The 19,339-nt window shown below is 48.6% G+C and carries 19 protein-coding genes; 9 read left to right on the top strand and 10 right to left on the bottom strand.

Going from position 1 to position 19,339, the window contains the following annotated elements; translation table 11 throughout:
• Window positions 1–18: 18 nt before the first annotated feature.
• Both C0977_RS08745 and C0977_RS08740 read right to left on the bottom strand, forming a co-directional pair.
• A complete protein-coding gene (locus C0977_RS08745) occupies window positions 19–1,323 on the bottom strand; it encodes an acetyl-CoA hydrolase/transferase family protein (protein ID WP_101913117.1) in 1,305 nt (434 codons plus the stop codon).
• A 94-nt stretch (window positions 1,324–1,417) separates the two neighbouring features.
• Window positions 1,418–2,866: a 4-hydroxyphenylacetate 3-hydroxylase family protein gene (locus C0977_RS08740; protein WP_023053685.1), complete on the bottom strand. Its 1,449-nt coding sequence runs from the start codon at window positions 2,864–2,866 to the stop codon at window positions 1,418–1,420.
• A 498-nt stretch (window positions 2,867–3,364) separates the two neighbouring features.
• Between C0977_RS08740 and C0977_RS08735 the strand changes: the two genes are divergently transcribed.
• Genes C0977_RS08735 through C0977_RS08695 form a run of 9 tightly spaced genes read left to right on the top strand, consistent with a single transcriptional unit; the run spans window position 3,365 to window position 11,725 of the window.
• Window positions 3,365–3,658 carry a NifU family protein gene (locus C0977_RS08735; protein ID WP_023053677.1) on the top strand — a complete coding sequence of 98 codons (294 nt, stop codon included), beginning with the start codon at window positions 3,365–3,367 and terminating at the stop codon, window positions 3,656–3,658.
• Between the two features lies 1 nt (window position 3,659).
• Window positions 3,660–4,385 carry a MaoC family dehydratase gene (locus tag C0977_RS08730; protein WP_101913116.1) on the top strand — a complete coding sequence of 242 codons (726 nt, stop codon included), beginning with the start codon at window positions 3,660–3,662 and terminating at the stop codon, window positions 4,383–4,385.
• A gap of 16 nt (window positions 4,386–4,401) precedes the next feature.
• Window positions 4,402–4,638: a hypothetical protein gene (locus C0977_RS08725; protein WP_023053696.1), complete on the top strand. Its 237-nt coding sequence runs from the start codon at window positions 4,402–4,404 to the stop codon at window positions 4,636–4,638.
• Window positions 4,638–5,312, top strand: a complete 675-nt coding sequence (locus C0977_RS08720) for an MBL fold metallo-hydrolase (RefSeq protein WP_101913115.1) — start codon at window positions 4,638–4,640, stop codon at window positions 5,310–5,312. The genes C0977_RS08725 and C0977_RS08720 overlap by 1 nt, the downstream gene beginning before the upstream one ends.
• Window positions 5,302–6,360 (top strand): acyl-protein synthetase, encoded by a 1,059-nt coding sequence (locus tag C0977_RS08715; RefSeq protein ID WP_101913114.1) that lies wholly within the window; start codon window positions 5,302–5,304, stop codon window positions 6,358–6,360. The genes C0977_RS08720 and C0977_RS08715 overlap by 11 nt, the downstream gene beginning before the upstream one ends.
• Window positions 6,350–7,534 (top strand): acyl-CoA reductase, encoded by a 1,185-nt coding sequence (locus tag C0977_RS08710; protein ID WP_023053682.1) that lies wholly within the window; start codon window positions 6,350–6,352, stop codon window positions 7,532–7,534. The genes C0977_RS08715 and C0977_RS08710 overlap by 11 nt, the downstream gene beginning before the upstream one ends.
• Window positions 7,535–7,547: 13 nt before the next feature.
• A complete protein-coding gene (locus C0977_RS08705) occupies window positions 7,548–8,951 on the top strand; it encodes an AMP-binding protein (protein ID WP_101913113.1) in 1,404 nt (467 codons plus the stop codon).
• A gap of 8 nt (window positions 8,952–8,959) precedes the next feature.
• Window positions 8,960–10,234 carry an RNA polymerase factor sigma-54 gene (gene rpoN / locus C0977_RS08700; RefSeq protein WP_101913112.1) on the top strand — a complete coding sequence of 425 codons (1,275 nt, stop codon included), beginning with the start codon at window positions 8,960–8,962 and terminating at the stop codon, window positions 10,232–10,234.
• Between the two features lie 27 nt (window positions 10,235–10,261).
• The gene (locus tag C0977_RS08695) at window positions 10,262–11,725 is read left to right on the top strand and encodes a sigma-54 interaction domain-containing protein (protein ID WP_023053661.1); all 1,464 of its coding nucleotides are present in this window, start codon (window positions 10,262–10,264) and stop codon (window positions 11,723–11,725) included.
• A 250-nt stretch (window positions 11,726–11,975) separates the two neighbouring features.
• Here the strand turns inward: C0977_RS08695 and C0977_RS08690 are convergent, their stop codons facing one another.
• From C0977_RS08690 to fabD, 8 genes are all read right to left on the bottom strand, one after another.
• The gene (locus C0977_RS08690; protein ID WP_101913111.1) at window positions 11,976–13,088 is read right to left on the bottom strand and encodes a 4-hydroxybutyrate dehydrogenase; all 1,113 of its coding nucleotides are present in this window, start codon (window positions 13,086–13,088) and stop codon (window positions 11,976–11,978) included.
• A gap of 90 nt (window positions 13,089–13,178) precedes the next feature.
• Entirely contained in the window at window positions 13,179–14,234 is a 1,056-nt protein-coding gene (locus C0977_RS08685; protein ID WP_234987626.1) for an elongator complex protein 3, read from the bottom strand.
• Window positions 14,235–14,311: 77 nt separating this feature from the next.
• The gene (gene rnc, locus C0977_RS08680; RefSeq protein WP_101913110.1) at window positions 14,312–15,025 is read right to left on the bottom strand and encodes a ribonuclease III; all 714 of its coding nucleotides are present in this window, start codon (window positions 15,023–15,025) and stop codon (window positions 14,312–14,314) included.
• Between the two features lie 14 nt (window positions 15,026–15,039).
• Complete coding sequence (gene fabF / locus C0977_RS08675) at window positions 15,040–16,296, bottom strand: beta-ketoacyl-ACP synthase II (RefSeq protein WP_101913109.1); 1,257 nt, start codon at window positions 16,294–16,296, stop codon at window positions 15,040–15,042.
• 35 nt (window positions 16,297–16,331) lie between these two features.
• Window positions 16,332–17,288, bottom strand: coding sequence for an NAD(P)H-dependent flavin oxidoreductase (locus C0977_RS08670; RefSeq protein WP_200814256.1), 957 nt, complete (start codon window positions 17,286–17,288; stop codon window positions 16,332–16,334).
• Between the two features lie 69 nt (window positions 17,289–17,357).
• The gene (locus C0977_RS08665) at window positions 17,358–17,603 is read right to left on the bottom strand and encodes an acyl carrier protein (protein ID WP_023053709.1); all 246 of its coding nucleotides are present in this window, start codon (window positions 17,601–17,603) and stop codon (window positions 17,358–17,360) included.
• A gap of 35 nt (window positions 17,604–17,638) precedes the next feature.
• Window positions 17,639–18,382 (bottom strand): 3-oxoacyl-[acyl-carrier-protein] reductase, encoded by a 744-nt coding sequence (gene fabG / locus C0977_RS08660; protein ID WP_101913107.1) that lies wholly within the window; start codon window positions 18,380–18,382, stop codon window positions 17,639–17,641.
• 1 nt (window position 18,383) lies between these two features.
• Window positions 18,384–19,325, bottom strand: coding sequence for an ACP S-malonyltransferase (gene fabD, locus C0977_RS08655; RefSeq protein WP_101913106.1), 942 nt, complete (start codon window positions 19,323–19,325; stop codon window positions 18,384–18,386).
• Window positions 19,326–19,339: the final 14 nt, after the last annotated feature.

Raw genomic sequence — 19,339 nt, 5'->3', positions numbered from 1 at the left:
ACGAAAAACGCAATCAAATTATTCAAATGTACAATGGAACCTGTTTTCAAATTCTGTAATCAAATCTGCGCGAAAATCGGGATGAGCAATATTAATCAAGGCTCTGGCGCGCTGTTTTAAGGTCTTTCCCTTGAGCGCTGCAATACCGAATTCCGTAACGACATAATCAATATCATTCCGTGAAGTGGTCACCGCTGCGCCATGATCCAAAAAGGCGCAAATTTTCGAGACCTTTCCATGACCTGCCGTAGACGGCATGGCAATGACGGCCCGGCCGTTTCTGGCCCGTGAAGCGCCGCGCACAAAATCAACTTGGCCGCCGACGCCGCTGAACTGGCGGCTGCCGATCATTTCCGCATTGGCTTGTCCCATGAGATCCACTTGCAATGCAGAGTTAATGCAGACAATGTTATCCAATTGAGCAACGACAAAGGGATCGTTCGTATAATCGACAGGTTTGATAATGACATCGCAATTGTGGTCGACAAAATCGTACAGCTTCTTCGTTCCCATCAGGAAATTAGCAACGAATTTTCCTTTGTCGATTTCCTTTTCGCTGTTGGTGATCACACCTTTAGCCGCCAAATCGACAACGCCGTCCGAAAACATTTCGGAATGGATACCGAGATTTTTCTTTTCTCCCAAAAAAGACAGCACGGCATCCGGAATCGCGCCGATCCCCAACTGCAACGTATCGCCGTCTTGAATCAAGGACGCCACGTATTCACCGATCTTCTTTTCCGTTTCCCCGATCTTGGGCGGCTGCAATTCAATCAGCTCTTCGTCACAAGGAATGAGAAAATCGATGTCCTTAACGTTGATGCTGTTTCCGTACGTATACGGCATATGGGAATTGATCTGCGCGATTTTCAACGTCGCCGCTTCTGCGGCGGCCTGGGTATAGTCAACGGAAATACCGTAGCTGCAATTACCTTCTTCATCAGGTGGAGACAACTGCAAAAAAGCCACGTCAACGGGAATGGTTCTGTTTCTGAACATTTTAGGCACTTCATGGAAAAACACGGGCGTATAATCTGCTCTTCCTTCTTCGACAGCCTTACGGGTCGAACCGCCTACAAACAAGGCGTTATGGCGAAAATGCGCTTCCATCCCCGGCTGGCAGTATGGCGCCGTTCCCATGGCCACCATATGCAGGATTTCAACGTTTTCCAATCGATCAGCCTGCGCAACCAGGGCGTTCGTAAGACATTGGGATTCTCCGCAAGCATGGGTAAGCGCGATCTTATCACCTGACTTAACATGACTTATCGCCTCGTCAGCCGTGACGATCTTACTGGCATAAACTTCTTTCCAATCTTTCACTCGAACAACCTTCTTTCTGATTTCCTGCGAGCCTGCAGCTGCAGCGGAGGAGGAACGAACTGCAGCTGCGACTTATGATATACAGGAGACAATATTATTCCTTGATTTGTGCAATCGACTTGGCCAATTCTTTCTTCATCTTCAAATTGCCTTGACGGGAAATCATGATCCGCTGAGCCTGCGGCGATCCGGCTCCGTGCATGGATTCCGTACGATAACCGACGGCAGCCGTTCCTAAGCAGAGATTTTCAATAAGGCGCAAAATCTTGAGACGATTTTCGGTCGTCACGCTGTTGACACCGCGAAGATACTTGTCGACATACGGTCCGATCTTCGGATCCTTTAAATCTTTTTCCGACGGAGCCGTGACCATTAAACCGCCGGCAATATCTTCCGCCAAACGGACGATTTCATAGGGGAATCTCGTTACATTCTGTTTGCAAACGTTTGCCAGGAGTAAATCGATCAGGTAGTTTCCTGATTCCGTTTTCGTCCCAAGGGCGGAACAAGCAATACCGCAAGCAAAGAGCGTTTCATTCAGATGCTGCATTTCGATGATCTTATCTTTCACGTGAGAAGCTTTCGGGCAACCGTTATAATCGGCGGCAACGGCAGCGGCACCGATCAAAACGTCACCTACACCAACTTTGCAACCGCCATACGATTGGCGATGGTATCCGGCAAACCGTTCAACCAGAACGCCGGCATATTCAAATTCGCCGTTCAGGAAAATCCGATCATTCGGAATGAATACGTTATCAAAAATAACCAGAGCTTCTGTACCGCCGAATTCGGGGTTCCCCGTATCCATAACGGCGCCTTCCAATTTTCTCGTGTCGCACGACTGACGGCCAACAATCATGAAAATACCTTTTTCATCGGTCGGGCAAGCAAATGACACGGCATACTCTTTATCATCTTCGCCCATGGAAATGGTCGGCATGACAATGACTTCATGGGAATTGATGAAACCGGTCTGATGCGCTTTGGCACCGCGTACGACAATACCGTCATCGCGGCGTTCCACAACATGAAGGAACATGTCCGGATCGGCTTGTGCATGAGGGGCCAGGCCGCGATCACCTTTCGGATCCGTCATGGCGCCGTCAACGGTAAGGTCATTTTCCTGAACATATTTCAGGAAATTCATAAAATTTTCATGGTATTTCGTGCCATATTTCTTATCAATATCAAAAGTAGTTGAATAAACGGCATTAAAAGCGTCCATACCGACGCAGCGCTGGAAACATGCAGCCGTTTTTTGTCCCAGAAGTCTCTGCATCTTTACTTTATTCATCAAATCCTCCGTACTTTGATGAATATGTGTAAACCGGTTTACCCGTTCTCCCGTGTAAGGTGACACAGCCGTCATCAAATCCTGGTATTCAGGTAATTGTGCCAGATCATACGTCATTTTCACGGAATTCAAAGACGGACGTAAAATCGGATCATCTACCGGACACTCTACCTTTTTGCCGAACATGTACACTTGCAAATTCAATTTTCTCATACTTTCAACATATTGTTCTCCGGTCATTAACATAATAAATCATCCTCTCTAATAAAAACGTAAAAGTATACCAAATTTCACACCAGAAGTGCGCTCACTTTTTATACTAGCAAAAACTGTGCCAACCGATTGGGATTCCAGGAACTTCCTTGAATATTTACATAATATATATCATTAATATGCGTATCGTTATCTGCGAAATACATCATGGCCGAATTTTATAATTTCAAATTTTGAATTCAAATTGGTTAAGATGAAGTCCATTTTTTCCATATTTTTTTCAACCAACATTCGTCTGTTGCATTTTTAGAACATAAAACGTTTATCTTTTGTTCCATTTTTGAAACAATGATATTCCGTTTTTTCTACCCTCTCTTTATTTTGATTGTTCTTCTCGTTTTATTTGTAAATATTACCAATTTTGACGCAAAACAGTCCATCTTATCGTAATGATACGAGTTGTCTCCTATTTGTTTTTGGCACGATTTTTACATATAATTTGATAGTATCTATTTGAAAGGAGTGACTGCTATGACCCCTACGCTCAATGATATTGAAACCGTTTTAGAACGGCAGATCCGACCGATTCTGGCCAACCACCACGGAGATGTTGCCGTCGTCGATTATACGGACCACGTTTTGCGCATCCGCTTAACGGGCAGGTGCAGCGCCTGTCCGTCAGCGCTCTTGACAACGGAAGAAATCATCGCTGCAAAAGTTAAAGAGTATTTGCCGCAGATCCGTGATGTCATCTTAGTATCCGGTGTCAGCGATGATCTGATTTCTCAAGCCAAGTCTTTATTGGCACATCATTCGAGGCCTTAATATGAAAGTCGGCATAAAATACTGCGGCGGCTGCAATTGCCGGTATGATCGGGCGAAGGAAGTAAAAAAGCTGATAACTGCTTTTCCCGATCACGAATTCACGTATGAAGCGACCCCTGAAAACATCTGTGATATCTGGCTTATCGTTTGTGGCTGCATCACCGCTTGCGCTGCATATAGCAACTTAGTGTACATAAAGAGAATATTTATCATTCACAGACCTCAGGATTTTATTCCCGTTGTTTCATTTTTGCAACAAGAAACGGCCGTTTCTTCCCAGCGTACGCAAAAAGAACTTGTTATCGGTACACAGGCATCTATGACGAAACAATTCACTGCCGGAGATCTGGCCGCCTTTGCACGCCTGACAGAAGATTTCGGAAAACTGCATACCGATCCTGTCTTTGCCGCGCAATACGGTTTCGGGACTCCTGTTCTGCACGGCGTACTGACAGCCAGTCTGCTTTCTTCCGTGATGGGAATGCAGCTGCCAGGTGACGGAACAATTCTGATGGAAGAAAACATCACCTTTTTGCAGCCTGCATATGTGAACGATACCATTACCGCCACAATTACATTGGAAAAAGTAGAGGAACAGAAAAGATATTATATCGTCTCTTTATCCGGCGAATGCCGCAATCAGCATGGCGATATCATCATCACAGGTACCTTCCGCCAACTGGCAATGAAAAATTTATTTACGCACATATACCATTTAAACCAATAAAGGACAGGTGTTACTCATGACCAACAAAGAAAAATACGATAAATTATTTATGGATGCCTTTAAACTGACTGCCGAACAATTGCCGGGCCTGAAATATCGCAGCATCAAAACCTGGGATTCAATGGGCCATATGCAGCTGATGGAAGACATGGAAGACACGTTCGATATTTCCATGGATACCCCTGATGTTCTCGCTTTCAGTTCCTACGAAAAGGGCATGGTAATCTTAAGAAACTACGGAGTCGATATTTGATGCGCTTCTTCCCTGATGCCGTACTGCACTGCCTTGTCGATCCTCTAACCGGCAGCAACGGCTATGTTATTGCCAAGGACGGCGAAGCTTTGATCATCGATCCGAATAATTTTCCGCTTCTGCAAGCCTTGCTGATCTCACAAACGCTGTGCCCGAAATATGTCATCATAACGCACGAACACTGTGACCACATTGCCGGTTTAAACCAATTGAGGGCGCAGTATTCCCTTATCGTCATCAGCAGTAAGGCATGCAGTGACGGTCTCCAAAGTACGACGGCAAACATGACGCGCATGATGGAATCATATCTTTATTTCAAAAGCAACGGCAAGGTGCTGACCAAATATCCCCGTTTTACCTGTGCTCCCGCAGATATAACATTTACCGATTCCTACCGATTTACTTGGGCTGCTCATCAGTTTTCATTGTTGCGTATTCCCGGCCACACGCCAGGCAGCATTTGCATTATGGCCGACAAAACTTATCTGTTCACCGGCGATTACTTTATTCCGGGAGAAGAAGTCATCACCCGGCTGCCCGGCGGTGATTCAGCGGCCTACGAACGGAAAGGAAAACCTCTCCTGCGTCAGCTTCCTGAAAACACGTGGGTCTATCCCGGTCACGGAAGCTCTTTTCTACTGACAAGTAAGGTGAAAACAGACTATGGATTATAATCCCCTTTTTGCAGATTCGCCCTATTCCTGGCCGCAGCAAAAAAAAGATGCGCTTTATCTGACCTATATGACCTGGCTGACGGCTTTTCACCAAAACCGGTGCCAACCGTACAGACGGGCAACGACGTTGCTGCCAAAAAAACCGACTCCTGCAGAAACGCTTTTTGCCATTCCTATGATCCCGATTCGCATGTTTAAATCGCTGCCGTTAAAAAGCATAGACGATGAAAAAATCTTCAAAACGGTAGTTTCTTCCGGAACATCCGGACAGGTGTCGCAAATTTATTTGGATGAAACCAACGCACGGAATCAACAGCTTGCCTTATACGCGATTGTCGGCGATCTCCTCGGACCTAACCGACTGCCGATGCTGATCATCGATACGCCGGCCATACTCAGTAACCGTGACCGCTTTACAGCCCGCGGCGCAGCAGTCCTCGGCTTTTCCATTTTTGCCAAAAAGAAATGCTTTGCCTTGACTGAATCGTTACAAATGAACACCGACGCCATCCAAACCTTTCTCTGCCATTACGGCCAAGAGCCGTTTCTGATTTTTGGCTTTACATTTATGATCTGGCAGTACCTGTACAAGGCCGCCAGCCATGTGTCCTTTGATCTTTCCAACGCTGTCGTCGTTCACGGCGGCGGTTGGAAAAAGATGCAGGATCTGGCCGTCTCGCCGCAGGTATTTAAAGAAAGTCTGCGGAGCCGCTACGGTATTGAACGCGTTCATAATTACTACGGCATGGCCGAACAGACCGGCTCTATTTACGTAGAGTGCAGTCACGGCCATTTGCATGCCAGTAATTTCTCCGACGTCATCATGCGGGACCCCGTCGACTTTTCTCCTCTTCCAGTCGGAAAGCAAGGGATCATTCAAGTTCTCTCCCCGTTGGCTACGGCTTATCCCGGCCATTCCATCCTGACGGAAGACATGGGCACATTATTAGGGTACGATGACTGTCCCTGCGGCCGCAAGGGCAAATATTTTTCAGTTGACGGCCGTATTCCGTCCGCTGAGATCAGGGGGTGCAGTGATGCTCACTAATACAACGCCGAATATATTACTTGGTACTTTTCCGGCCCGACTGCGTCCGACAATTCCGTTCGACCCCAAAATATTGTACTTCCTTGACCGTTTCAAGGACGCCTTGGAAGAAACCCTGCCAAACAACAGGGAAGCCAAAGCGCTCGCCTTTTGGCTCCGCCGCAAGCACCTGCAGTCCTTCAAAAACCGGACGGGGAACGTTTCTTCTCGCTTAGGACGGGGTATGATTTTTCACATCGCTCCGGCAAATGTCCCTTTAATGGCAATTTACAGCTTTATCGTTTCCTTATTAAGCGGCAACAATAACATTGTACGCATCTCCGACAGGGCACGCGCCGAACTGACGCCGATCCTCGCCATGATGGCAACGCTCTGGGAAACGGAACCGTTTTCCGAACTGGCAAAACATAACGCCTTCATTGCCTATGACAAAGAAAAGACGATAACAGATGCCATTTCCTTACATTGCGACGGCCGGATCATTTGGGGCGGTGATGCTGCCATTCAGGAAATCCGTACATCGCCGCTTCCGCCGCAGGCTATTGATTTAGCTTTTGCCGACCGTTATTCAATGGCCGTCTTGGATCTTCCGACACTTCAGTCGCTGTCAGCCGATGAATTGCAACAACAGGCCCATCTTTTCTATAACGATACCTATGAAATGGATCAAAATGCCTGTTCCAGCCCGCGCCTCATCGTCTGGACAGGAGACGTATCCGCACAGCGCGACGATATCCTCAACCGCTGGTGGCAAGCAGTCGCCAAAGAGGCCGTGCAATATGATCTGGCGCCAATCAAGGTTAGCCGCAAATATACCCGTCTCTGGGAGCTGGCAACAACGTGTCCTGAACTAAGTGACATCCAGTGGTATACAAATAGGCTGTACGTGTATTCTTTAACGGCGATACCTGACAACATTGCGCTACTGGCACTTGCATACGGACAATTTTTCCAGATTTCCCTTTCTTCATTTACCGACATCGTGCCTTTCTTAGATAAAAAAGTGCAAACCGTTACAACGTTGGGTATTGATAAAGATACACTGCGCGCCGAAATACGCCGCCAAGGGGCCGCAGGCGGCGATCGCATCGTCAGTCTGGGAGAAGCGGCAGAATTCGACATTTTTTGGGACGGCATCCAAATGATAGAATATTTATCGCGCAATATTTCATAAGGAGGTCTGCGTTATGAATTTTTTTGACATGAACCCCGAATTTGCAGCTCATACTCTTTTTGTCGATAATGCCGGAAATAACTACACCTATCAAGACTGGTACCGTCATGCCCAAAATCTAAAAACCGTCTTACGGCCGCGCTCCTTGGCCTTTGTCATCTGTCACAACCGACCGGCGGCGGCGTTATCCTATCTTTGCTGTCTCCAAAACGGAATTGTTCCTTTGTTGCTGGACGCCGCCTTGGAAAAGAACTTATACGCGCAATTGCTGCACCGATATGAGCCGCACTATATTTTTCGCCCCATCTGTCCGACCGACACACAGCCCCTCTATTCCCTTGAGGATTACGGCGTTTTTTCCTATGCATCGACACCGCTTGTTCTTCATCCCGATTTGGCTCTGCTGCTCACTACGTCCGGGAGTACGGGAAGCCCGAAGCTCGTGCGGCAAAGCTACGCGAACATACAAGCCAATGCCGCCTCTATTGCCGCCTATCTGTGCTTGACCGAAGCGGATCGTCCCGTGTCCACCTTACCGCTGCACTATACCTTCGGCCTATCCGTATTGAACAGCCATCTCCTCGTAGGCGCTGCGGAATACTTGACAGAAGACACCGTATTTGACCCTTCGTTTTGGGATTTCTGCAAAGACTTTCACGTCACCTCCCTGGCCGGTGTTCCCTTTACCTATGAATGCCTGAATCGCCTTCACTTCTGCAACATGCATTTGCCGGATTTGACCTTGATGATTCAAGCTGGCGGAAAATTATCCGCCAGGCTACACAAAGAATTCGCCAGCTTCGCCTATAAGACCAACAAGCGTTTCATCGTCATGTACGGGCAAACGGAAGCTACGGCGCGCATGTCCTACTTGCCGCACCCGTACAGTTTATCCAAAATCGGCAGCATCGGCATCCCGATTCCCGGCGGAACGTTTCGGATTATGGAGGACGAAAAAACGGAAATCACGCAGCCCCATGTACGTGGTGAACTCTGTTACGAAGGCCCCAATGTCACCTTGGGCTATGCCCAGTGCCGTTCCGACCTTGCTCTGGGCGACCAACGTCACGGAAGATTGTTAACCGGAGATATTGCCTACAAAGATGAAGACGGATTTTACTATATTGCAGGAAGAAAAAAACGATTTCTGAAAATACAAGGAAAACGGGTAAATCTTGACGAAATCGAAAGTATCATAAAAAACGCTTATCCTCGCCTTGAATGTGCCTGTACCGGATTCGATGACAACCTCTGCCTGTTTGTCGCCGAATCAGCCGTTTCCGCCGATACGCTGGAAGACTTTTTGGTCTCCAAAACCGGTTTACATCCGGCAACGATTACAATACGTAAGCTGGCCGACATTCCTAAAACTACGACAGGAAAAATCGCCTATACCGTATTGAAAGACTTACTTTAACCAAGCCGATGACAACCAAAATAGCCCTTTCTCAGGCGCAGCAGCAAGAACAGCAACTCCGCGTCTATCAGCTGCAATCGCTCCATTTACTCAGCTTGTCAAATGAAGAATTGCAAGATTTCCTGCAACAAGCGTACCGGGAAAATCCGTTGATGGACTACAGGGCTCCCGTCAAAAATCATGACAACACTGCAGATATCTGGGACTTTCTCGCGGCTCCTGAAGAGAAAAAAATAAAAAACTACATCTTGGAACAATTGAATCCCCAGCTGTATTCGTCCCAACAATGGACGCTATTGTCTTACTTAGCGGAATTAGTGGACGAAGACGGTTTTCTTGTTTTGGAAAAAAAGGCTTTCCTTGCACGCTGTCCGCTTCCGGAAGGACTGTTTGATTCTTGCCTCGCCATTTTACAAAGCCTGAATCCGCCGGGAATTTGTACAGCTTCCGTTACCGAATGCCTGCTGGAGCAATTACGCAGAAAAAAGAAATTGACACCGGAACTCTCCCTGTTAATCAGCGCCCATTGGCAGGACATTCTGAAAGGCAATACAACACATCTCGCGCGGACCTTATCCTGGTCAAAACAGAAACTTCAACAACTTGTCGCCGTCATAAAAGAATTGCACCCCTATCCCCTTTCAGGCCTGACCAACGGGGAAACGAACTATATCATACCTGACATTATCGTACAGAAAGATACTGGCTCCGTCCAAATCACGTTAAATGATAGCTGGATCGGCGCTTATTCACTGGACAAGCATTATTTGGAAATGATGCGGACGACGACGGACAAGGAGTTAAAAAGCTATTTTAAAGACAGCTATTATCGCTGTGCCTTTCTCCTCGCAAACGTGGAACGCAGAAAAAAAACGTTGCTTTCCGTAGCGACGGCTATTTTCAACTGGCAATATGACTATATCCTCAAGCATGAACCGTTAAAGGCAATGACCCTCGCCGATATTGCCGAAAAAACGTCGCTTCACTGTTCTACCGTCAGCAGAGCCATAAAACATAAATACATTCAACTGCCGACAAAAACGGTACCTTTACGTCACTTATTTCAACATAGCATAAAAGGAGAACTCTCTTCCTACACCATAAAAAAGCGCTTGCTCTCACTGGTCGAAGGAGAAAATAAATTACAGCCTTTGGGCGACAATACGCTGGCATCGTTGCTGTCAAAGGAATTCAACGCCAATGTTTCCAGGCGGGTCATCGCAAAATACAGGACAGAACTGCATATTCCCAATTCTTATCACAGGAAGTATACTAATACATAATAAGAACAACGAATATACGAGGTTGCTATGAAAAAAATTTCTATTTTCTCCACTGTAAACGAGGCTGCTGAACGTTTAAATGACATTATAGAGCATTCCTTTGACGGTATTTTTATCACAGACGGAGAAGCAAACGTATTGAAAATGAATCAGGCCTATACGGACATTACGGGCTTAAAAAAAGAAGATCTCCTTGGGAAAAACATGCTTGATCTCGTAAAAGACAAGGTCATTTCTCAATCGGGATCGTTGATTGTCATGAAAACAAGAAAGCCTGTTACGCTGCAGCAATACTTTAAAACGAAAAAACAGGCACTGATTACGAGTTCCCCTATTCTCGACAAATCGGGCCAGCTCATCATGATCGTCACGAATGTCCGTGATCTGACGGAAATTTATAATTTAAAGCAGGAAGTAATGGAAAAAACGGCAAAAATGGAACGTCTGCGCTTGGAATTGAGCCACCTGCAGGAAATCTCCAACACCGAACAGTTAATTGTCTACGACGATGCGTCCCTGTCCGTCCTTCTGCTTTCCCGGCGCGTAGCGCCTATGGATACGACGGTCATGCTGCTAGGTGAAACGGGCGTCGGCAAAGAAGTAATGGCTAAATATATCTACCAACACAGTATCCGTTCAAAAAACAGCTTCATCAAAATCAATTGCGGTGCAATTCCGCCTGCCCTGATTGAGAGTGAACTGTTCGGCTATGAAAAAGGGGCCTTTACCGGCGCTAATAAAAATGGCAAAATGGGACTTTTCGAACTCGCCAATAACGGCACCTTATTTCTCGACGAAGTCGGAGAATTACCAAAAGACATGCAAGTAAAATTATTACGCGCATTACAAGAACAGGAAATCGTCCGAGTCGGCGGAACAACGCCGATAAAAATCAATACCCGCATCATTGCCGCGACGAACAGAAACTTGGAAGAAATGGTGCAAATGAATAAATTCCGGGAAGATTTATATTACAGATTGACCGTTTTTCCTATTTATATTCCGCCCTTGCGCGTCCGAAAAAAGGATATTACGCCGCTAGCCAATTTTTTCTTGGAAAACTTGAACAAAAAATACAGCTTCAAAAAGACACTGACACCTACCTCTATTCAATTACTTCACGAATATAACTGGCCGGGAAATATCCGTGAATTGAAAAACATCATCGAACGCGCCGTCATCATCAGTTCAAAAGACGAAATAGCCCCCCATGATTTACATCTTCACTCCCATTCAGGATTGAATGTCTATAATGAAGAAGAAACTTCCGCCCTCGGAAATACGTTACACCTCCCGGAAACGTCAAATTTAAAAGACACGCTGGATAAAATAGAATGTCACTATTTAGATCACGCGTATAATTACTACGGAAATGTTCGGGATGCAGCAAAAAGCCTGAATATGACAGCCTCCACATTCGTCAGAAAACGGCAACGTTTTGAAAGAAAGGAGAAAAAAACAGACGCCGTCACGGAAGACACGACTGAATGACATATCCGTACAGCTTATCTTTCTCATCTCTGTAAAGGCACTGCAGTATTCTTCATATGCCGGTCTGTAGGCCCTCTTACGGAAATCGCCGGTCTTGTGTTCGTCGATCCCAACATCCCCTATCGGTAATCCGATGGGGGATGTTGCCTAAAAAAAAGAACAGCCAGTCCTTTCGGACTCACTGTTCTGAAAAAATCTCCTTCGGCGTCGCCTTTGCGCTTTTGCCAGTAATTTTTATCTGCTGAAACGTTTAAAACAGTTCCTTGTAAATCGTGTAATATTCATCTCTTGTAAACGGAACAAAGTTATTGTCCGTCAAGCGTTTCTGGTCATTGACGACGGCATCCGTAAAAATCTGCAAATCCGCTTCCGTCACGCCGTATTCCCGAAGGGGCTTTCTCGGCAGCACCCGATCGAGCAAATCCGCCAATGCCTCATATACATTGCCGGGAGATACAGTAAGCAAAGCGGCGATAAAAGCATTTAAAACGGCAATTTCTCCATCCGACTTAATGTTCATATAATGCTTCATCACGCCTGTAAACATGGCGTAATTTGATTCGCCGTGAGGCACATGATACGTAGCGCCTAACGGATAACTCATGGCATGAACGGCGGCGCAGCCGGCATTTCCGAAGGCGATGCCCGCATAGGTGCTGGCCAACAGAAAATCTGCCAGCAACGGGATCCTCGCATCCCTTCCGTGGTCCCTAATCTGCAGATAGCCTTGAATGATCATTTCAATCGCTCGATAGCTGAAAAATTTCGTCGTCGTAGAGGCCTTCGGTGACAAGGCGGATTCCACGGCATGAACCAACGCGTCAATGGAGCTTGTTGCAAACACACGATACGGCAGCGTTCGCAGCAATTCCGGCACGAGGACAGCGCAGTCCGCATAAAACGCATCCGTCGCCAGCCCTTTTTTGGTCTGTCTGCTCTGCAGCGCCAGAACGGCCACATTGGTCACTTCACTGCCGGTACCGCAAGTCGTCGGCACGATGATCAGTTCCCGTCCTTTTTCGGGCACAATCTTTCCGTCGTAAAGATCGAGGATCGGCACAGCGGTCCGTAATGAAAAGAATTTCGCCAAATCAATAATCGTACCGCCGCCAACGGCAATAATGCGTTTTGCAGCGTGCGGCAAATCGGCATAAATCGCCTCCGCCATCTCATCAGACGGCTCGCCGGCGCCGTATTCTTCTTGATACACGACATGGCACGGCAAATGTAACTTGGAAAAAAACGGTTCATACAAATAGCGGTTCGTCAACATGACGTCATTATCGTCGATCAGCAACGCGTCTGCCATTTCCTTGCACGTTTCAAACCGAAGCAGCGTCGGTTTGACCATTAATTCCTGCATGACAAGCCTCCTTTTGGATACAATAAACGCCCCTTATCCGTATTATAGCACGTTCTGTCACCAAAGGGAGGATCCGGCCATGATCGTCATTTAATAGCGTTGTAGCGCCTTCCCTTGTCCGACGATGATCTGCCAGCAGTGTTCCCGCGTCGTAACGAGGAGCGTGCCTTCCGGCAGTCCGTTGTCTTCCTGCCAGCGGACAGTTCCATAGTGCGCCGCCGCTCTTTTCGTGCTGTTCTTATATCCTCTTGCCCGGGAAGTATCGCGTCGGCCATAGGAAACGGTAATTTCTCCGCCTTTTGTCAAGGTGTCAAGGACAGCGAAAAGCTGCTGCCGGTAACGCAGCGTGTCCACCATTTCCCCCATTGCCGGCGCATAGGCGCCGCCCAAAACCTGTACGCCGTCATCCAGTTCCTCCGTCGCCTGCAGTCCCGTACGGATACAGGGAATCCCGGTCTCAGCAAAGGCCTGCTTCATGTAAGCCGCCCGCTCGACGCCTGCCGCAACGGTCAGCGGCACATAAGTTCCTTGTCGGTATGCCGCCGCCAGCTCCGTATCCGCAATGACAACGACAGGATAAATACGGGTAAAATCCGGTTTCAGACGACAGATTGCCGTCGTCGTCAACACCAGACTCCGCCAACTTTCTCCCGGCAGTCCCGGCATCAACTGATGACCGACGGCAAACCGACGCCGGCGCAGCAGAGCCGTAGCCTGCCCGACATCTGCGGCCGTATGTCCCCGTTTGGCCCGCTGCAATACGGTGTCATCCATCGATTGAACGCCCAATTCGACCGTCTTCAGCCCATATTGCGCCAGACGATCGAGCACAGCTTCCGTAATACAGTCCGGACGCGTCGAGCAGCGGATTCCCTCAATAATCCCCTTCTGCAGTGCCGCATACGCCGGACGAAGGAGTTCTTCCTGCAGCGCCGCCGGCATCGCCGTAAAGCTGCCGCCGTAAAAAGCAACTTCCCAACGCCGCCTGCCGGCATCGTGTTCGACGTAACGGCGAATGAGCCGTTCTACTGCCGCACCGTCAGGAACCGTATGCCTGCCGGTGATTTTCCACTGATTACAGAAGACACAGCGGTAAGGACAACCGATATGGGGAATAAAAATCGGAATGATTGATAGCTTCATCATTTCCCGCCCTTCTTGAAAATACTTACGTAAATAAAAAGGACACAGCACAATGTACTGCGTCCTTGTATACGCTTAATTTACACCAATGCGTTCAACGTTTTCAACGCTTCATGCGCAGCATGTTGTTCCGCATCTTTTTTCGTCTTGCCGGCGCCTTTGCCAAGAACACGGCCGTTGACGGCAACGGCCATATAAAACGTCTTGTTATGATCCGGCCCCTCTTCATGATCCAGAAAATACGCGATGGACTGCTCTCCTTTGCGCTGCACAAATTCCTGAAAGAGCGTCTTATAATCTTTGCCGTAATTACCGGAATCGACGAGCTGCAAATAAGGCCGCAGCCGACAGAGAATAAAGGTCTGCGCCGCCTGGTAGGAAGAATCAAGATAGATCGCTCCGACGACGGCTTCAAAGGCGTCTGCCAATATGCTCGGACGCGTTTTTCCGCCCGTTGCCGCCTCTCCCTTGCCGAGAAGCAGGTAATCGCCCATATGGAAATCACAGCAGACGGAAGCCAGCGGCGTTTCACTGACAACGCTGGCTCTGGCTTTGGACAACTCTCCCTCCGGCATATTCGGATAATGACGGTATAAATACTCGCCAACGACCAGATCAAGAATGGCATCGCCTAAGAATTCCAGCCGTTCGTTATGAAAAATATGGTGAAACTTGTTTTCATTGGCATATGACGAATGCGTCAATGCCCGATCAAGGAGATTCAAATCGTGAAAACGGGGCAGTCCCAGCGTAAGGACAAACCGTTCCAATTGTCGCTTTCTCTCACCCTTCATGAACCGGCACGTTTCTACGCATCAGCGAACTTTTTAAATAAGAGTGTCGCATTATGACCGCCAAAACCGAAAGAATTGGAAATGGCAACCTGAACATCGGCGGCAACAGCCTGGCCAGGAACATAGTTGAGACCCATCGCTTTGATTTCATCGTCTCCTTCGATAAAATTAGCAGTCGGATGAACGCGACCGTTATCGATCGTCAACGCACAGACAATCGCTTCAATGGCACCGGCGGCGCCCAACAAATGACCGGTCATGGACTTCGTCGAGCTGACGAGCATCTCCTTGGCATGGTCGCCGAAAACGGTACAAATCGCTTTGGATTCATTCAAATCATTAAGGTGTGTCGAGGTGCCGTGCGCATTGACATAATCAACGGCCTCAGCAGAAACACCGGCATCGGCGAGAGCCAACGCCATGCATTTGGCTTGCTGCACACCTTCCGGAGCGGGCGCCGTAATGTGATAGGCGTCGGCATTGCTACCATAACCGCCAAGTTCACAGTAAATATGTGCGCCGCGTTTTCTGGCATGTTCCAACTCTTCCAGCAGAATAACGCCGGCCCCTTCGCCCATGACGAACCCATCACGATCTTTATCAAAAGGCCGGGATGCATGCGTCGGATCATCGTTGCGCGTACTGAGCGCCTTCATCGCTGCAAAGCCTGCTACGGCGCCGGGGGAAACGGCGGCTTCCGTACCGCCGGCAAGGGCGGCGTCCAATTCACCGCGCTGAATCATGCGATAAGCGTCGCCGATCGAATTCGTGCCGGTAGCGCAAGCCGTAACGACACCGGCACAATGGCCGTTCAGGCCAAAGGTAATGGATACCTGGCCGGCTGCCATATTCCCGATCATTTTCGGTACGACGAAAGGATTGACTCGGGACGGTCCTTTGTCGAAAAGTCCCTGATAAAGATTATGAAGCGTTTCCATACCGCCAATGCCTGAACCGATGATCGTACCGATGCGATCCCGGTCTTCCTGAGCCAAATCGATGGCGCCATCCTTCAAGGCCAAGGCGGCGGCAGCTACGGCATACTGCGTATAGGAATCCATGTGACGCGCTTCCTTCCGGTCAATGCCGTAATCGGTAATGGTAAAATCTTTCACTTCACCGGCTATACGCACCGTATATTCGGCTGCATCAAAATGGGTAATCGGCCCGATGCCGCTTTGTCCTGCCAAAACGGACTGCCAAAACGCATCCTTGCCGTTGCCGACGGGAGAAATAACGCCTAACCCCGTAATTACTACTCGTTTTTCCAATCTGTTCACCTCATCACTTCATCATCACACTGTACTCAGTCAGGAATTTCTTCCATTTCACGTTTCAAATAGGCAAATATTTCCTTCACAGACAGAATCTCATGAATTTCGCGCATCCGTTTACCGGAAAAGACGAGTCCCGTTTCGACATCGCCCTGCTGCGCCCGTGTCAACGCCCGAATAATGCAGTATTTGTGACTGCATTTTTTCAGACAGGAATCACAGACGACGGGCTTCGGCGCCTTGTCCATGAGTATTTTTTCCGAAAAAGGAGTGCGGATCGCCTGTCCGGGAAGACCGACAGGACTGTGAACCAGGATAAAATCTTCCGGGTTATTCGCACGTAAATAGACCTTTTTCAATTCGTCCGAACCATTCGCTTCCACACTCGCCGCAAAGCGACTGCCCATCTGCACGCCGTTTGCTCCCAAACGGAGCATGGCCGCAATGTCTTCACCGTGCAGTACACCGCCGGCGCCGATTACGGGAAGGTCGACGACAGCCCGTACTTCCGGTACAATATCACGGCTCGAACGATTGGTTCCCAAATGCCCGCCTGCTTCCGCGCCTTCAACAATAATCGCAGCCGCACCCAGGGATTGGGATATTTTCGCCAGTTTCGCTGATGACACAATCGGGACAATAGGCGTGCCCGATTCTTTTCCCCATGCGAACATATCGCGGGAAAAGCCTGCGCCTGCGACAACCAGATCGATTCCTTCATCAATTGCAGTGGCAACCAGGCCCTTAAACTCACGAGCCGCTACCATTACATTAATACCTATGATTCCGTCAGGAGCCATTTTTTTGGCCAATTGAATTTCATACCGCAACTCATCGAAAGGCATACCGGATGCGGCGATGAGTCCTATACCGCCTTCATTTGCAACAGCTGCCGCCAAAGGCGCCGTTGACAGGCGAATGGCCATCCCGCCTTGGATGATCGGTACTTTTGCGATAAGCTTACCTATTTTTAACTCCGGCAGCTTCACTATATTTTCCTCCAATCAAGATTGCCGTCAGGGGGAAATGAACTCTCCCCCGCCGGCATTCAGTCTTGCTTATGCTTTTTTTTCTTTTTCGATGTAATCCACCGTATCTTTTACAGTTTTGATCTTTTCCGCCACATCATCGGGAATTTCGATATTGAATTCTTCTTCGAAAGCCATGATTAATTCAACGATATCCAAGGAATCAGCGCCTAAATCATCGATAAAAGCAGCTTCCATCTTGACTTCTTTTTCGTCAACACCGAGCTGTTCAACAACGATACCTTTAACTTTTTCAAAAGTAACTTCTTCGCTCATTTCCGTTCACCCCCTTTCAATTGGTTTAGTTATATTTACATCACCATGCCGCCGTCTACATTAAGGACTTGGCCGGTAATATAACTGGCTTTTTCGGAAACCAGGAACAGAACGGCTTCCGCCACCTCTTCAGGCCGAGCGGCCCGCCCCAGTGGAATGGATCGTTTCAGATCGTCTTTTGCGGCATCGCTCAGAACCGCAGTCATGTCCGTATCGATAAATCCGGGGGCAATAACATTGGCCCGGATATTCCGGCTTGCCAATTCTTTGGCAAGGGATTTTGTAAAACCGATAACGCCGGCTTTGGCAGCCGCATAATTCGCCTGTCCCGCGTTGCCCGTAAGACCGACGACGGACGAAAGGTTGACGATAGCGCCGCTGCGCTTCTTCATCATGATTTTCGTCACTTCTTTTGCACAATAGAACATGCCGTTCAAATTCGTGTTGATCACAGCCTGCCAATCAGCCTGCTTCATGCGCATCAACAGTCCGTCCCGCGTAATGCCGGCGTTATTGACCAAAATATCGATAGTGCCGAAAGCTTCCATGACTGCCTTGACCATTGCGGCAACGGCCTCTTCTTGCGCCACATCGCATTGCAGCGCCACCGCTCTCGCCCCGGCCGCTTCAATGAGCCGGACCGTTTCTTCCGCCGCCGCCGTATTTCCTGCATAGATGACGGCGACATTGGCGCCTTCCCTGGCGAGAGCAACGGCAATAGCTCTGCCAATGCCGCGCGAACCACCGGTAATAACGGCAGTTTTACCTGTTAAAAGCATTTTATCTGACCCCCTGGAAAAATTCAAGCGTTTTCTGTAAGGACGGTATATCTTCTACGTTTTCACTGTGAATCGATTTGTCAATTTTCTTGTTAAAGCCGCACAGCGTCTTGCCCGGACCGGCCTCAACAAAGACGTCGGCGCCGCACTGCCGCATAGTCCGCGTACAGTCGATCCAAAGCACGGGACTGGCCGCTTGAGCCACAAGATTCTGCTTGATTTCGGCAGCCGCCGTTTCAACCCTGCCATTAACGTTGGCAACAACAGGAATCTCGGCGTCATTAATCGTAATTTCTTCAAGTACTTCTGCCAGTCTCCTCGCAGCCGGCTCCATGAGCGTACTGTGGAAAGGAGCACTGACAGAAAGCATGACGGCGCGCTTCGCACCGGCCTTTTTCAATTCGGCGGCCGCTGTTTCCACGGCCTTCGCCGCACCGGCGATAACGGTCTGACCGGGGCAATTGAAGTTAACGGCTTGTACGGCTCCGCCTTGCAGCGAAACGGTATGACAAATTTCCTTGATCGTATCATCGTCAAGGCCAAGAATGGCAGCCATGGCCCCTTCACCAAGGGGAACGGCGTCCTGCATGAACTGACCGCGCAGCCGAACGGTCTTGACGGCGTCGGCAAAAGACAAGGCCCCGGCGGCAACTAAAGCGGAATATTCGCCCAAACTGTGGCCGGCAACGATGTCGGGACGGATCCCTTCCTGCATCAAAACGCGGCAGCAAGCTGTGCTGGCCGTCAAAATAGCAGGCTGCGTATTAAAGGTCTTCATCAATTCTTCGTCAGGACCTTCAAAGCAAAGTTGCGTCAAAGAAAACCCCAGCGTATCATCGGCTTCTTCAAAGACTTCCCTGACCAACGGATAGGCTTCATACAGATCCTTCAGCATGCCTGTCTTCTGCGCGCCTTGTCCGGGAAACACGAATGCAGTTTTCATAGTCATGTCACCTC

The organism is Megasphaera vaginalis (ex Bordigoni et al. 2020) (assembly GCF_900240295.1).
GTDB lineage: Bacteria > Bacillota > Negativicutes > Veillonellales > Megasphaeraceae > Megasphaera > Megasphaera vaginalis.
The sequence above is the reverse complement of the archived record's forward strand: the minus strand, read 5'-3'. Positions and strand labels throughout refer to the sequence as shown.

Excerpts from the sequence above, each read along its gene's own strand:
- C0977_RS08725 (WP_023053696.1), top strand. The coding sequence starts at position 4,402 with ATGACCAACAAAGAAAAATACGATAAATTATTTATGGATGCCTTTAAA.
- C0977_RS08735 (WP_023053677.1), top strand. The coding sequence starts at position 3,365 with ATGACCCCTACGCTCAATGATATTGAAACCGTTTTAGAACGGCAGATC.
- C0977_RS08695 (WP_023053661.1), top strand. The coding sequence starts at position 10,262 with ATGAAAAAAATTTCTATTTTCTCCACTGTAAACGAGGCTGCTGAACGT.
- C0977_RS08710 (WP_023053682.1), top strand. The coding sequence starts at position 6,350 with ATGCTCACTAATACAACGCCGAATATATTACTTGGTACTTTTCCGGCC.
- C0977_RS08715 (WP_101913114.1), top strand. The coding sequence starts at position 5,302 with ATGGATTATAATCCCCTTTTTGCAGATTCGCCCTATTCCTGGCCGCAG.
- fabD (WP_101913106.1), bottom strand. The coding sequence starts at position 19,325 with ATGAAAACTGCATTCGTGTTTCCCGGACAAGGCGCGCAGAAGACAGGC.
- C0977_RS08685 (WP_234987626.1), bottom strand. The coding sequence starts at position 14,234 with ATGATGAAGCTATCAATCATTCCGATTTTTATTCCCCATATCGGTTGT.
- fabG (WP_101913107.1), bottom strand. The coding sequence starts at position 18,382 with ATGCTTTTAACAGGTAAAACTGCCGTTATTACCGGTGGTTCGCGCGGC.
- C0977_RS08705 (WP_101913113.1), top strand. The coding sequence starts at position 7,548 with ATGAATTTTTTTGACATGAACCCCGAATTTGCAGCTCATACTCTTTTT.
- C0977_RS08740 (WP_023053685.1), bottom strand. The coding sequence starts at position 2,866 with ATGTTAATGACCGGAGAACAATATGTTGAAAGTATGAGAAAATTGAAT.
- C0977_RS08730 (WP_101913116.1), top strand. The coding sequence starts at position 3,660 with ATGAAAGTCGGCATAAAATACTGCGGCGGCTGCAATTGCCGGTATGAT.
- C0977_RS08665 (WP_023053709.1), bottom strand. The coding sequence starts at position 17,603 with ATGAGCGAAGAAGTTACTTTTGAAAAAGTTAAAGGTATCGTTGTTGAA.
- C0977_RS08720 (WP_101913115.1), top strand. The coding sequence starts at position 4,638 with ATGCGCTTCTTCCCTGATGCCGTACTGCACTGCCTTGTCGATCCTCTA.
- C0977_RS08690 (WP_101913111.1), bottom strand. The coding sequence starts at position 13,088 with ATGCAGGAATTAATGGTCAAACCGACGCTGCTTCGGTTTGAAACGTGC.
- rnc (WP_101913110.1), bottom strand. The coding sequence starts at position 15,025 with ATGAAGGGTGAGAGAAAGCGACAATTGGAACGGTTTGTCCTTACGCTG.
- rpoN (WP_101913112.1), top strand. The coding sequence starts at position 8,960 with ATGACAACCAAAATAGCCCTTTCTCAGGCGCAGCAGCAAGAACAGCAA.